This is a genomic window from Gulosibacter massiliensis (assembly GCF_900626105.1).
In the GTDB taxonomy this organism is placed as follows: Bacteria; Actinomycetota; Actinomycetes; order Actinomycetales; family Microbacteriaceae; genus Gulosibacter; species Gulosibacter sediminis.
This window is the reverse complement of sequence record NZ_UYZX01000001.1, coordinates 1,305,523-1,317,962: the sequence shown is the minus strand read 5'-3', so window position 1 is coordinate 1,317,962 and position 12,440 is coordinate 1,305,523. Positions and strand designations below refer to the sequence as shown.

General features: G+C 68.6%; 12 protein-coding genes. 3 read left to right on the top strand and 9 right to left on the bottom strand.

All coding sequences use genetic code 11. The annotated features are described in order from the left end of the window. Window positions 1-12: 12 nt before the first annotated feature. Entirely contained in the window at window positions 13-456 is a 444-nt protein-coding gene (locus tag EJL01_RS06420) for a hypothetical protein (RefSeq protein ID WP_125106748.1), read from the bottom strand. Window positions 457-561: 105 nt separating this feature from the next. On the opposite strand from EJL01_RS06420, the gene EJL01_RS06415 reads away from it, so the two are divergent. Next, window positions 562-1,584 carry an o-succinylbenzoate synthase gene (locus EJL01_RS06415; RefSeq protein ID WP_125106747.1) on the top strand — a complete coding sequence of 341 codons (1,023 nt, stop codon included), beginning with the start codon at window positions 562-564 and terminating at the stop codon, window positions 1,582-1,584. A 12-nt stretch (window positions 1,585-1,596) separates the two neighbouring features. Here the strand turns inward: EJL01_RS06415 and ccsB are convergent, their stop codons facing one another. The 5 genes from ccsB to EJL01_RS06390 all read right to left on the bottom strand — a co-directional run bounded on the left by ccsB (window position 1,597) and on the right by EJL01_RS06390 (window position 6,463). Next, the gene (ccsB, locus tag EJL01_RS06410) at window positions 1,597-2,670 is read right to left on the bottom strand and encodes a c-type cytochrome biogenesis protein CcsB (RefSeq protein ID WP_125106746.1); all 1,074 of its coding nucleotides are present in this window, start codon (window positions 2,668-2,670) and stop codon (window positions 1,597-1,599) included. 64 nt (window positions 2,671-2,734) lie between these two features. Next, window positions 2,735-4,429 carry a cytochrome c biogenesis protein ResB gene (gene resB, locus EJL01_RS06405; RefSeq protein WP_125106745.1) on the bottom strand — a complete coding sequence of 565 codons (1,695 nt, stop codon included), beginning with the start codon at window positions 4,427-4,429 and terminating at the stop codon, window positions 2,735-2,737. Further along, window positions 4,413-5,222, bottom strand: coding sequence for a cytochrome c biogenesis CcdA family protein (locus EJL01_RS06400; protein WP_125106744.1), 810 nt, complete (start codon window positions 5,220-5,222; stop codon window positions 4,413-4,415). Before EJL01_RS06400 ends, resB begins: the two co-directional genes overlap by 17 nt. Before the next feature lie 3 nt (window positions 5,223-5,225). Then, complete coding sequence (locus tag EJL01_RS06395; protein WP_125106743.1) at window positions 5,226-5,798, bottom strand: TlpA family protein disulfide reductase; 573 nt, start codon at window positions 5,796-5,798, stop codon at window positions 5,226-5,228. Window positions 5,799-5,815: 17 nt separating this feature from the next. Further along, window positions 5,816-6,463, bottom strand: coding sequence for a histidine phosphatase family protein (locus EJL01_RS06390; RefSeq protein WP_125106742.1), 648 nt, complete (start codon window positions 6,461-6,463; stop codon window positions 5,816-5,818). 178 nt (window positions 6,464-6,641) lie between these two features. On the opposite strand from EJL01_RS06390, the gene aspS reads away from it, so the two are divergent. Next, window positions 6,642-7,952, top strand: coding sequence for an aspartate--tRNA(Asn) ligase (gene aspS / locus EJL01_RS06385; RefSeq protein ID WP_125106741.1), 1,311 nt, complete (start codon window positions 6,642-6,644; stop codon window positions 7,950-7,952). Window positions 7,953-8,030: 78 nt separating this feature from the next. Here aspS and aqpZ read toward each other — a convergent pair whose 3' ends face one another. Next, window positions 8,031-8,828: an aquaporin Z gene (aqpZ, locus tag EJL01_RS06380; protein WP_125106740.1), complete on the bottom strand. Its 798-nt coding sequence runs from the start codon at window positions 8,826-8,828 to the stop codon at window positions 8,031-8,033. A 162-nt stretch (window positions 8,829-8,990) separates the two neighbouring features. Next, a complete protein-coding gene (locus EJL01_RS06375) occupies window positions 8,991-9,716 on the bottom strand; it encodes a DUF1345 domain-containing protein (protein ID WP_164509733.1) in 726 nt (241 codons plus the stop codon). Between the two features lie 198 nt (window positions 9,717-9,914). On the opposite strand from EJL01_RS06375, the gene EJL01_RS06370 reads away from it, so the two are divergent. Continuing rightward, the gene (locus tag EJL01_RS06370; RefSeq protein ID WP_125106738.1) at window positions 9,915-10,991 is read left to right on the top strand and encodes an acyltransferase family protein; all 1,077 of its coding nucleotides are present in this window, start codon (window positions 9,915-9,917) and stop codon (window positions 10,989-10,991) included. Here the strand turns inward: EJL01_RS06370 and EJL01_RS06365 are convergent. Then, the gene (locus EJL01_RS06365; RefSeq protein ID WP_206427683.1) at window positions 10,936-12,438 is read right to left on the bottom strand and encodes a dihydrolipoamide acetyltransferase family protein; all 1,503 of its coding nucleotides are present in this window, start codon (window positions 12,436-12,438) and stop codon (window positions 10,936-10,938) included. The genes EJL01_RS06370 and EJL01_RS06365 overlap by 56 nt on opposite strands. Between the last annotated feature and the right edge of the window lie 2 nt (window positions 12,439-12,440).

The following is a 12,440-nucleotide window of genomic DNA, read 5'->3' as shown; positions in this document are numbered from 1 at the left end:
GTCCGCCGCGAGCTACCAGTTGATGGGGGCGTCGGGCAGGGTGCCCCCGTTGATGATGAACTGCAGGATCGTGTTGAGCACGAGCCAGGCGGGCGCCGCGCCGACGATGAAGCTGCAGATGAACGCGAAGATGCCGGTCGCGCGGCCCGACTTGAAGAAGATCGCGTAGAGCGATGCGGTGATCGACACGAAGCCGAGCGTGCCCGCGATGAGCAGCCACATCTGCAGCTCGAACTGTCGGCCGATGCCGAAGAAGTTGAAGAGGTAGAGGCCCGTGATGATGTCGGCGGCGAGCGTCAGCACGGCCCCAAACATCGCCCAATGCCCGACGCGCCAGCTGAGCGGGTTGAGCATCTGGTCGACCCATGGCAGCGGCACCACGGTGGCGTGCCGGTACGAGGGGTCGCGGTCGCGCTTGCGGCGCGGGCCGCCAGCGACGCTCTGCTCGATCGCCATTCGATTCCATTCGGGCTGGTAGGGATGTGACTGCTGATTAGTGTAGTGCGCGCTCGCCGGGCAGCTAATTCGACCTGGCGCAGCCGGGCGCGCGAAGATGAGCACATGCCTGCCCCGATCGTGCCACTCGACGAGCTCCTCGCCCGCACCCACATCGTGTCGCTGCCGTTGAACACGAAGTTCCGTGGCGTGACCCGCCGCGAGGCGGCGCTCATCGAGGGCACCGCCGAGGTCGCGGGGCAGCCCGTGTGGAGCGAGTTCTCGCCGTTCCTCGAGTACGGCCCCGCCGAGGCGGCGACCTGGCTCGCGGCCGCAATCGAGTACGGCTTCTCGCCCACCCTCGAGCGCCGAGGGTCGGGCTCGGTGCCCGTCAACGCGACGGTGCCGGCCGTCGCCGCCGAACGCGTCGCCGAGGTGCTCGCGCGCTACGACGGCTGCGAAGTCGTCAAGGTCAAGGTCGCCGAGCGCGGCCACTCGCTCGCCGACGACCTTGCGCGGCTCGAGGCGGTGCGCGAGGCCGCGCCGGATGCCAGGCTTCGCATCGACGCGAACGCTGGCTGGTCGGTGGCCGAGGCCGCGGCGGCGCTGCGCACCCTCACCGACGCCGGCTTCGAGTTTGAGTACGCCGAGCAGCCGGTCGCCACGATCGACGAGCTCGTCGCGCTGCGCGAGACGCTCGCGGGCGGCCCGGCCGCACGCATCCGCATCGCCGCCGACGAGCTCGTGCGCAAGGCGAGCGACCCGCTCCAAGTCGCCCGCTCGGGCGCCGCCGACCACCTCGTCGTCAAGGCCCAGCCGCTCGGCGGGGTGAGCCGCGCGGCCGAGATCGTGCGCGCATCCGGTCTCACCGCAACCGTGTCGAGCGCCCTCGACACCTCGGTGGGCATCGTCATGGGCGCGCAGCTCGCGGCGCTGTTGCCCGAGCCCGCATTCGCCGCGGGCCTCGGCACGGTCTCGCTCTTCGCCGACGAGGTGAGCGAGCCGCGGCGCCCCGTCGGCGGCTGCATCTCGCTCGCCCCGGTCGTGCCCGACGAAGCCGCGCTACGCACGAACGCCGCCCCGAAGGAGCGGCGTTCGTGGTGGTTCGAGCGGATGCGCGAGTGCTACGCGCGGCTCGAGGCCAAGTAACTTCTCGGCGGCCTACAGGCCCGAGTACGAGTGCAGGCCTTTGAAGAACACGTTGACGATGCCGAAGTTGAACATCACCGTCGCGAAGCCCACGATCGCGAGCCAGGCTGACGGCGTGCCGCGCCAGCCCTTCGTGCTGCGCGCGTGCAGGTAGCCGGCGTAGACCACCCAGATGATGAAGGTCCACACCTCCTTGGTGTCCCAACCCCAGTAGCGGCCCCACGCAGCCTCGGCCCAGATCGCGCCGGCGACGAGCGTGAAGGTCCAGAAGATGAAGCCGACAACGTTGACGCGGAAGGCCAAGTCCTCGAGGCGCTCCGAGCCCGGCAGTGCCGAGAGCGGGCCACGCTTCGCGGCCTCGCCGGCGCGCACGCGGGCCTCGCGGCGCTGCTGCAGCAGCTGCAGCACCGAAAGGCCAGAGCCGAGGGCGAGGAAGCCCGTCGCAAGTGACGCGATGAAGACGTGAATGACCAGCCAGTAGCTCTGTAGCGCCGGCTGTAGCGGCATGACCTCGACGCGGAAGCCGACGGTTGCGATGCCGAGGAACAGCGTCACCATGCCGGTGATGAAGGTGCCGAGGAACCGGAGGTCTTGCCAGAGCTGCGAGACGAGGAACACGAGCACGATGAGCAGCGTCGCCGTGAGCGTGAACTCGTACATGTTCGACCACGGCACGCGTCCGGCCGCGAGGCCGAGGGTGAGCGCCGACGTGAAGTGCGCCGCGAAGCCGACGAGGGTCGCGACCATCGCGGCGGGCAGGAAGCGCGTCGCGCGCAGGTCGCGCCAGCTTTCACCGCCGCCAGCCCTGGTCGCGCGCACGGCGGTGCCGCCTGAGCTGCTCGCCTCGGGTGCCTTCGAGGTCACGATGCCCGCGCCGCTCGCATCCGCGTGGCTCACGGTCGCGCCGACGAGCTCGCGCGAGGTTGCGCCGAGCGCCGAGCCCGAGTTGCGGGCGGCCGCGGCGCGCTTCGCCTCGGTCGAGCCGCGGCCCGAGAGGTCGAGGGCGAAGAGGATGAACGCCAAGGCATAGACGCCCATGGCGACGTAGTACGCGATGTCCGACCAGTTGATGAGGGATTCGATCATGTGAGGTGTTGCTCCGAGCGGCGAGGATCCGCCGACATTCTGGTTGCGCCGGGGCGCAACCGAGTCAGGATTCGCCGCTCGACGAGTCGGCGGCAGGGTGCTTCAAGGATACGAGTTCGCGTGTGCAGGCGTCTACGAGTTCATTCACGGCCCGCGCAAGCTGCGGGTCCTCCCCGCGCGCGAGGCCGGCGAATTCGACGAGCACGCCGTCGTCGGTGGCCTGCACCTTGACCCAGATGCGGCGGCGCGGCACGAGCAGCGACGAGATGAGGCCGGCGATCGAGAGGAACACGAACACGGCCACCGGCACGCGCGTGTGGTCGCGTTGCACGTCGAACGACGCGTAGCGAGGCACCTCGGCGTCGAGCGAGATGGTGCCGAGGCCGTTCGGCAGCTCGACCGTCTCGCCCGGGCGCAGCTGCATCGCCTCACCGTGGTCGCCGCCCGCGACCTGCGTGAGGTTCTCGGTGTCGAGGCGATAGACCGAGGTTGGCACGCCGTCGTCGAGGCCGAGGTCGCCAACGTAGACGTTGAGCGAGAGCATCGGGTCGAGCAGGTCCTGGTTGGTCGACGTGAACGCGCCCGACTCGAGCTGCGATGCCGTCGGGTAGAAGAAGCCGACCATGCCGACCTGCTCGGCCAGCCCATCCGGAATCTTCACGACGCCGGTCGAGGTGAGGAACGAGTCCTGCGGAATGAAGACGACCGAATCATGGAACACCTCGTTGCCGTCAGGGTCGCGCACCGTGACCGTCGGCGCGTAACCGTTCGCGAGCAGGTAGGTGTCGGTGCCGTCCATGCGCAGCGGCTCGTTCACCTTGATGACGTCCTGGTACGCCTCCTGGCCCGGATGCTGCACCGTCACGTTCGCGGTGTAGTCGGTCGGAATACCGATGGCGTTCTGGTTTTCGTCCTCGTACGTCACCTGCAGATCGTCGAGCTTGACCGAGAAACCGGGAATCTGCGAGGGCGTGAAGAAGCGACCGGGCGTGAACGACGAGTAGCTGACGAGGCCGTTGACGTACGACTGCCCCTCGACGAGCACGCGCTGGCCGTGCCAGTTGAAGCCCGAGAGCACGCCGACCGAGATGATCACGCCGAGCATACCGACGTGGAAAATGAGGTTGCCCGTCTCGCGCAGGTAGCCGCGCTCGGCCGACACCGACAGGGTGCCGGCGCGCTTACCCCGGGGCTGGGTCTCGTAGAGCGTCGTGCGGTAGCGGCGCGACTTGAGCAGTCGCTGCGCCGCGGCGATGATCTCGCCCTCGCGGCCAGTCCAGCGCGCGTCGAGCTTCAGTGTCGCGTACGAATCGAGGCGCTGCAGCCGCGCCGGAGTGCGGGGCGGCTTCGAGCGCAGGGACCGGAAGTGGTGCACGGTCCGGGGCAGGATGCAGCCGACGAGCGACACGAACAGCAGCAGGTATATTGCCGAGAACCACCACGACGAGTAGACGTCGAACATGCCCCACTGGTCGAGCGTCGGCGCCGTGTCGGGGTGGTTCGTAAAGTACTGGGTGACGCCGTTCGGGTCGCTCGAGCGCTGTGGCACGAGCGAACCGGGCACGGCCGCGATGGCGAGCAGCAACAGCAGGATGATCGCCGTGCGCATGCTCGTGAGCCAGGTCCAGAGGTTGCGCAACACCGTCACGGCGCGCGCTCCGGGCCCGCGGGGTGTGCCTGCGGGCTGCTTCTTCGGCGCGCGAATGCTGGGTTCGAACCCCTCGCTGCCGGCGTCGATGTGATCAGAGGGGCGCGACATATCCGGGAAGAATAGATCCGATGTAGGAGACGAACAGCTGCCACACGCCAGCAACCATGAGCACGCCGATCAAGATGATCAGGGCGGCGCCGATGAGGTTGATGGTGCGAATGTGCCGCTTGAGCCAACCGATCCAGCCCGTCGCCGAGCTCCAGAACACGGCGGCGAGCACGAATGGGAGGCCGAGGCCGAGGCAGTAGGCAAAGGCGAGCAGCGCGCCGCGACCGGCCGAGGCCGAGTCAAACGAGAGCGACTGGATCGCGACGAGGGTCGGGCCGATGCACGGCGCCCAACCGAGCGCGAAGATCGCGCCGAGCAGGGGTGCACCGACGAGGCCGGCGGGGGCGCGGCTCAGCTTGATCGTGCGCTGCCAGGGGCCCGCCATGCCCATGAACACGAGGCCCATGAGAATTACGACGATGCCGAGGATGCGCGTGATCGGGTCTTGGTAGCGCAGGAACCAGACGCCGAGCTGGCCGAAGAATGCGCCGGTGACGACGTAAATCACCGAGAAGCCGAGCACGAACAGCAGGGCGCCGAGCGCGACGCGACCGCGGGCCGGGGCCGCGGCCTCGCGCACCGCGGTGGCCGTGCCGCCCGACGCGACCGACTCGCGCGCATCCTGCTTGTTCGTGTCGGACTTCTTGGAATCGGAGACCGTGCCGAGCATGCCGATGTACCCGGGAATCACGGGGAGCACGCAGGGCGAAGCGAACGAGATGAGCCCGGCGAGCAGCGCGATCGGCAGCGCCGCGAGGAGCTGCCCGCTGATGATGACTTCGCCGGGGTTCACGAGCTACTCGGCGAGCGCGTCGTCGATCATCGAGCTGAGCACCGAGGTGTCAGCCAGGCCGCGAATCACGGCGGCGACCGAGCCGTTGCGGTCGAGCACGAGGGTCGACGGGATCGCCTGCGGCGACACGTTGTCGGCGAAGGCGAGGCGCACGCTCGCGTCATCGACGTCGAGGATGCTCGGGTACGTCACGCCGAACTCGTCGGCGAACGACTGGGCGGTTGACGCCTGGTCGTACACGTTGACGCCGACGAACTGCACGCCGTCGTCTTCGTAGTTCTCGTTGACGGTCTGCAGGTCGGCGGCTTCGGCGCGGCACGGCGGGCAGGCCGCGTACCAGAAGTTGACCACGACGACCTCGCCGGCATAGTCCTCGCTCGAGAAGGTGTCGCCCGACTCGGTCTGGCCCTCGAAGGCGATGGGGTCGGCGCGCTGGTCGGCGGGGAAGATCTCCCACGAGCCGTCGCCCGAAACGTAGCCCTGCTCAGAATCTGCGGCGTACTGCTGCGCGAACTCGTCGTTGGCGCAGCCGGTGAGGGCGAGGGCCGCGGCGAGGCCGAGCGCGGTTGCGGTCACTCGGCGGTGTCGTCTGCTCACACAGCTCCCTGGTCGGTGGCCCCAGCGAGTTCGCTGGCGGCCGGTTCGTGATAATCGGCTTCGATGAAGCCGGTTGCCGGGTGGTATTCGAGCACAGTGATGCTCGAAAGGGCGCAACGGCGCTTGGCCGGGTTGTGCGGGAGTGGCCGGTGGGTCACGGCCCGATGCACCATCCAGATCGGCAATTGGTGTGTCACCACGATAACATCGGCGCCCTCCGCTGCGGCCGCGTGCTCGAGCAGCGAGGCCTTCATGCGGGCGACGATTTCGGTGAACGGTTCGCCCCAGCTCGGCACCCACGGCAGGGCGAAGTGCGGCCAGTTGCTCGGCTTGCGCCAGGCACCGTCGGGGCCGCCCAGTCGCTGGCCCTCGAAGACGTTCCAGGGCTCGACAATGCGGTCGTCGATGACCGGCTCGAGCCCGAGGGCCTTGGCGACCGGCGCCGCCGACTCCTGCGTGCGCACGAGCGGCGAGACGACGAGGCGCCCGGCCGGCACGTTGCGCGCCGCGAGATCGTCGGCCGCGAGCTTCGCCATGCGATGGCCGCGCTCGCTCAGGTGATAGTTCGGCAAGCGCCCGTACAGAATGCCCTCGGGGTTGTCGACCTCGCCGTGCCGCACCAGGTGGATTCGCTGCTCCTGCATAGTCGCAAGCCTAGCGAGACGCGCCTGCGTAGGCTGATCGCATGAAGGAATGGATCGAGTATCGGCGCGGCCTCGACCGCGAGCTGCTGGGCTGGATACGCTCCGACGGCGCCTAGCCGCGGCTGAGTCGCCACTGGGAAGGCACGTGCGCGCGGCGCCGGGCGACTAGGATGGCGGGGTGACTCAACGAACCGTGATTGCCGAACTTGCCGGACTCGAGGATGGACCGGTCAAGGTTCAGGGCTGGGTAGACACCGTCCGCGACCAGAAGAAGGTGCAGTTCGTCGTGCTTCGCGACGAGACCGGCGCCCTGCAGCTCGTGAACCCGCGCAGCGAGGGCCGCGAGCAGATCAGCGACACGATCTCGTCGCTCGCGCAGGGCACCATGCTCACCGTCACCGGCGAACTCAAGAAGGATGAGCGCGTGAAGCTCGGTGGCCTCGAGGTGAAGGTCGGCGAGATCATCGTCGAGTCGGAGGCCGACCCCGAGACGCCGATTGCCGACGACACGTCGATCGACAAGCGCCTCGACTGGCGCTTCCTCGACCTGCGCACGCCGCGCAACAACACGCTCTTCCGCGCCCAGACCACCTTCACGCACGCGATGCGCGACTACTGGTTCGAGCGCGACTACATCGAGGTGTTCACGCCGAAGCTCATGGCGAGCGCGTCGGAGTCGAACGCCGAGCTGTTCAAGGTCGACTACTTCGACCGCCCCGCGTACCTCGCGCAGTCGCCCCAGTTCTTCAAGCAGATGGCGCAGTCGGCTGGCTTCGGCAAGATCTTCGAGATCGGCCCCGTGTTCCGTGCCGACCCGTCGTTCACCTCGCGCCACGCGACCGAGTTCACTGGCGTAGACGCCGAGATCTCGTGGATCGACTCGCACGCCGACGTCATGAACATGCAGGAGGAGCTCATGCGCACCGCCCTGCAGGCAGTCTCGGAGCGCCACGGCGACGCGATCAAGCAGCACTTCGACGTCGATGTGAAGGTGCCCGACGTGGCGTTCCCGCGCATCCCGCTGCTCGAGGCACGCGAAATCGTGCAGTCGCGAGGCCACAAGTTCGAACGCGGCGACCTCGACATGGATCCCGAGGGCGAGCGCGAGATCGGCCGCTGGGCGCTCGAAGAGCACGGCAGCGAGTTCGTGTTCCTCACCGACTACCCCGTTTCGATCCGCCCGTTCTACCACATGCGGCACGAGCACGACGCATCGCTGACGAAGTCGTACGACCTCATCTGGAACGGCGTCGAGATCTCGACGGGCGCGCAGCGCGAGCACCGCGTCGACGTGCTCGAGGAGCAGATCCGCGAGAAGGGCCTCGAGCCCGAAGAACTCTCGTTCTACCTCGACTTCTTCCGCTACGGCGCGCCCCCGCACGGTGGCTTCGGCATGGGCCTCGCCCGCATGATGATGCTCATGCTGCACCAGCCGAACCTGCGCGAGGTGACCTACCTCTTCCGTGGCCCAAACCGCCTCACGCCGTAACGCGCATCCGCTTCGGCGCCGCGCGGCGTCACGACTCGACCCCCGTGCAGCTCTTGCGCGGGGGTCGAGTCGTTTCGGCTAGGCGCGCGCCCGGTCGAAGAGCGGCTTGAAGGTGAAGCCGGCGATGAGCGCGCCGAGCGTCGGGAACACGAGGAACACCCAGAGCTGCGTGAGCGGCTCGGCGCCGCCGAACACCGCGGTGGCGATGGACCGCGCCGGGTTGACCGAGGTGTTCGAGACCGGGATGGTCACGAGGTGGATAAGGGTCAGCGTGAGTCCGATCGCGAGTCCTGCGAACTTCGTGCCGCGCGTCTCGTGGGTGACGCCGAAAATCACGTAGAGGAACAGCGCCGTGAACACGGTCTCGATGATGATGACGGCGCCGAGGCCGAAGCCGCCCGGCGAGAGGGAGTCATAGCCGTTCGACGCGAAGCCGGCCTCCTGCGCCGACGCGAGCCAGCCCTCAGGTCCGAACGAGCCAATGGCAAAGAGGACCGCAGTGGCGAGCACGCCGCCGACGATCTGCGCGACGACGTAGCCGAGCACGCCCGACCAGGGGAAGCGTCCGGCGGCGGCAAGGCCGACCGTCACGGCGGGGTTGAAGTGCCCGCCCGAAATCGGGCCGAACGCGTACGCGCCGGCGATGACGGTGATGCCGACCGCGAGCGCGACGCCGACGAAGCCGACACCGAGCGAGGTGCCCTCGGGGCTCGCGCCGAAGTTCGCCGCGAACAGCGCCGTGCCGATGAGGCCGATCACGAGCAGGAAGGTGCCCGCTGTCTCGGCGAAGAGCGTCGCCATCAGGGTCGGCGCGGTGGGTGTGTGGTCGAGGTCAGTCGGGGTGATTGGGGCGTCGGACTTGGGATCTGCGGCCATGGCGACCTTCTTCGTCGTGTCACGAACTCGGTGGTGCTGGGTGCACTCACCGTGAGCGGCGTGCAATTTTGACGCTAGTGGAACGGGCCACCCATGAATAGAGAGGTGACGCAATCTTTCACCGGGCGGCGCGGTCGGGTTCGCGCGGCGTGCGGTTGCCGCTTAGGACGAGGCCATGGCGGCCGGCAGCGCCACCGAAATCACGAGGGCAATGATGACGGTGTTGAAGACGTAGGCGATCACGTTGTGGGTGAGCGCGTTGCGGCGCGAGCGCCGGGTCTCGAACATGCCCTTCGCCAAGTTGTAGCCGGTCGACACCTGCAGCGACACGAGCAGAAAGTCAACGAACGACGGGGCCTCGCGCGACTCGATGAACTCGCCGCCGTCGGCGGCCCAGTCGCGCAGGTACCGCACCGCGAAGGCGAAGACGATGAGGATCCATGAGGCAACCATCGCAATGAGCGCGCCGTAGGTCGAGAGCGGGCTCTCGCGCACGCCCGGCACGAGGATGAACGCGATCACGCAGATCAGCGAGATGCCGCCAGCGCCGATCGCGGTCGACACCTCGTCGAAGCCGGCCCAGCGCAGTTGACGCTCTTCGTCTGCGTTGCGCGGTGACGAGAAGCGCGCGAGCGTGGCGAGGTCCTCCCCCGCAACCCCGCGGAACGCCCAGAGCGTCAGCGGCACGTAGGAGAGCACACTCGTCGCCTGCATGACGGCGTAGGCGAAGATGACCGGAACCGCGAGGCGCTCGAGCCGCTCGAGCCGCGTGGCTGCCTCGTCGATGTCGCTGAATCCGGGGAGCAGCAGCGGCACGAGCACCGAGATACCGATGGCGCCGACAATCCACTGCCGGTGGTCTTCGCGCGCGAGCCAGCGCGGTTGCACCGCCTGACTGCTGCCGCTGTCATTCTTCCGCCGCCCCAGACCCATGTGCCCGAGGGTAGTGGATGCGGTGGGGCGGGTTCGGCGCCGCAGGCACACCGTTCCCAGTATTTTCTTGTGGCCCAACTTGCTGCGGATCCCGCGGAAATCCTGAACGGCGCCTCAACGCGCGGCCGCGAATCGGTACGTACCCTCGTGCCGATGCAAACTCTGGGTGATCGGCTTTCAAGCCGCGAAAACGGCCTTGACGTCCTGCGCTTCCTCCTCGCCGCGGTCGTCATCGTCTCCCACACCTGGCTCATTTCGGGCTTCAGCTCGCATCCCACCCGCGGCCTCGGCGAGTGGGCGGTGTTCGCGTTCTTCGTGCTGAGCGGCTACTTGGTCACCGCATCCGCCGCCCGCATGCCGATCGGCCCGTACCTCTGGCGGCGTGCGCTGCGCATCTTCCCCGGGCTCTGGACGGTGCTGCTAGTGACCGCGTTCGTGTTTGCGCCGCTCGCGTCAATCCTCTCGATGCAGCACTACGACTTCGGCGACGCCGTGAGCTGCGTCACGAAGAACGCGCTGCTCGAGGTGAATCAGTCGACGATCGACGGCACCCTCGAGCTCGAGCCCTACCGGGCGACCTGGAACGGCTCGCTCTGGACCCTCATGTACGAGGGCGCCGCGTACCTGGCAGTCGGCGTGCTGTTTCTGAGCAAGTGGGTGCGCGGGCACCTGCACCTCGTGATTCCGGTGTTGTTCGTCGCGGCGAGCGTCGCACTGCGCCTCGCCCGCTACTTCCTCGCCGGGATGCTCCTCTACGTCTTCCGCGAGCGCATCAGTCTGAAGCCCTGGCTGCCGATCGCCTGCGCGGCCGCGGTCATCCCGCTCGCGACGATGGGCTGGGGCACCTACCTCACGCCGCTGCCGCTCGCGCTCGCCGTGCTCTGGGCGGGTGCGGTGCTGCCGCTGCGCCTGCCGCACCGCGTCGACCTCTCGTACGGCATGTACATCTGGGCATTCCCGATCCAGCAGCTGATCATGCTCTTCGGGCTCGGCTGGCTGAGCCCGTGGGTGACGGCGGTGATCGCGATCACGATCGTCGTGCCGCTCGCGTGGCTGTCGTGGACCTTCGTCGAATCGCCGGAGCTGCGGCTGCGCCGACTCGTGCCGACCCGCCCGCGAGACGACAAAGCGGCGCGAAGCCGGGGCCCCGCGCCGCTCGCATCACCCGTGGCCGCTACAGGTCGGCGTACAGCAGCTCTGGCTGCTCAATCCGGTCAGTCACGAAGGTGAGGAACTGGCTCGCGGCCTCGCCGTCGCAAACACGGTGGTCGAAGACGAAGCTGAAGGTCGCGACCTTGCGCAGCGCGATCTCGCCGCGGTAGGCCCACGGGCGATCCTTGATGCGCCCGATGCCGAGCATCGCCGCCTCCGGCTGGTTGATGATCGGCGAGGCGCCGTCGACGCCGAAGCCGCCGTAGTTATTCAGCGTGAAGGTGCCGCCGCGCAGGCGCTCGGGCGGGAACTTGCCCTCGCCCGCCGCGGCGACGACCTCGCCCACCGTATCCCGCAGCTGGCGCAGGTTCATCGACTCGGTGTGGTGCACGACCGGCACGACGAGCCCGCGCGGGGTCTGCGCCGCGAGGCCGAGGTTGATGCGCCCGTGTTCGATGACGGCGTCGCCGTCGAAGCTCGAGTTGAGGCGCGGATGCTTGCGTAGGCCCGCGACGACGAGGCGCGCGATGAGCGTCGTGATGCTGAACTTCTCGCCCGTCGCCTGTTGCAGGCTGTGGCGCAGCTCGATGAGCGGCGTCACGTCGACGTCGAGCCAGATCGTCGCCTTTGGCACCTCGGCGTGCGAGGAGGCCATGTGCTTCGCGGTGACGGCGCGCATGCCGCTGAGTGGCACCCGGCGGTCGCCGAAGTTGGCGGCATTCTGGGCGGCGAGCTCGGCGGTCGCGGGCACGTCGGACTGCAGCTGCGCGATGGCCGCGCGCACGTCGTCGCGCAGCACGAGGCCGTTCGGGCCGGTGCCCTGCAGGTGCCGCGCGTCGAAGCCGGCTTCCTTCGCCTCGCGGCGCACGAGCGGCGACATGACGGGCGAGTTGCGCGACTCGTCGAGCTGGCCGGTGGTTGCGGGGTTGGCGGTGGCTGCCGAGCCGGCAGATGCTGCAGGTGCGGCCGCGACGCGAGCGGATGCGGTGGCCGGGCTCGCGGCGGCGGTCGCGTGGTTCGCGGGGTTCGCGGGGTTCGCGGGGTTCGCGGGGTTCGCGGCGGATGCTGTGCTCGCGCCGGTCTCGTAGCTCTCGGCCACGGGTTCGGCGCACTTGCTGCGGCGCTTGAAGCGGCCGCCCTCGGGGCGCTTCAGCCGCGCCTCGCTGTCGTTCGTGCCGTAACCGATGAGCACGGCACCCGAGCCTGCGTTGACGGCGGTGCCGTCGGCGGGTTCGGTGGCCTGCGCTGGGGCGGGAGCCGGCACATCCGACTCGAGCTGCGCATCCGCGCCGACACCGACCGTCAGCAGCACCTGGCCGGCGTTGAGCGTGTCGCCGACCGCGCCGCCGAGCGACACGACGGTGCCGGCGTAGGGCACGGGCAGTTCTACGATCGACTTGGCCGACTCGACCTCAACGACGAGCTGGTCGATGTGCACCTCGTCGCCGACGGCGACCTTCCAGTCGACGATCGTCGCCTCGACGAGGCCCTCGCCGAGGTCGGGCAGGATGAATTCGCGGTTCATGA

Bases quoted from the DNA above. Each gene is read 5' to 3' on its own strand.
- EJL01_RS06390 (WP_125106742.1), bottom strand. From the start codon at position 6,463: ATGCAGGAGCAGCGAATCCACCTGGTGCGGCACGGCGAGGTCGACAAC.
- EJL01_RS06420 (WP_125106748.1), bottom strand. From the start codon at position 456: ATGGCGATCGAGCAGAGCGTCGCTGGCGGCCCGCGCCGCAAGCGCGAC.
- resB (WP_125106745.1), bottom strand. From the start codon at position 4,429: ATGTCGCGCCCCTCTGATCACATCGACGCCGGCAGCGAGGGGTTCGAA.
- aqpZ (WP_125106740.1), bottom strand. From the start codon at position 8,828: ATGGCCGCAGATCCCAAGTCCGACGCCCCAATCACCCCGACTGACCTC.
- EJL01_RS06370 (WP_125106738.1), top strand. From the start codon at position 9,915: ATGCAAACTCTGGGTGATCGGCTTTCAAGCCGCGAAAACGGCCTTGAC.
- EJL01_RS06365 (WP_206427683.1), bottom strand. From the start codon at position 12,438: ATGAACCGCGAATTCATCCTGCCCGACCTCGGCGAGGGCCTCGTCGAG.
- EJL01_RS06415 (WP_125106747.1), top strand. From the start codon at position 562: ATGCCTGCCCCGATCGTGCCACTCGACGAGCTCCTCGCCCGCACCCAC.
- ccsB (WP_125106746.1), bottom strand. From the start codon at position 2,670: ATGATCGAATCCCTCATCAACTGGTCGGACATCGCGTACTACGTCGCC.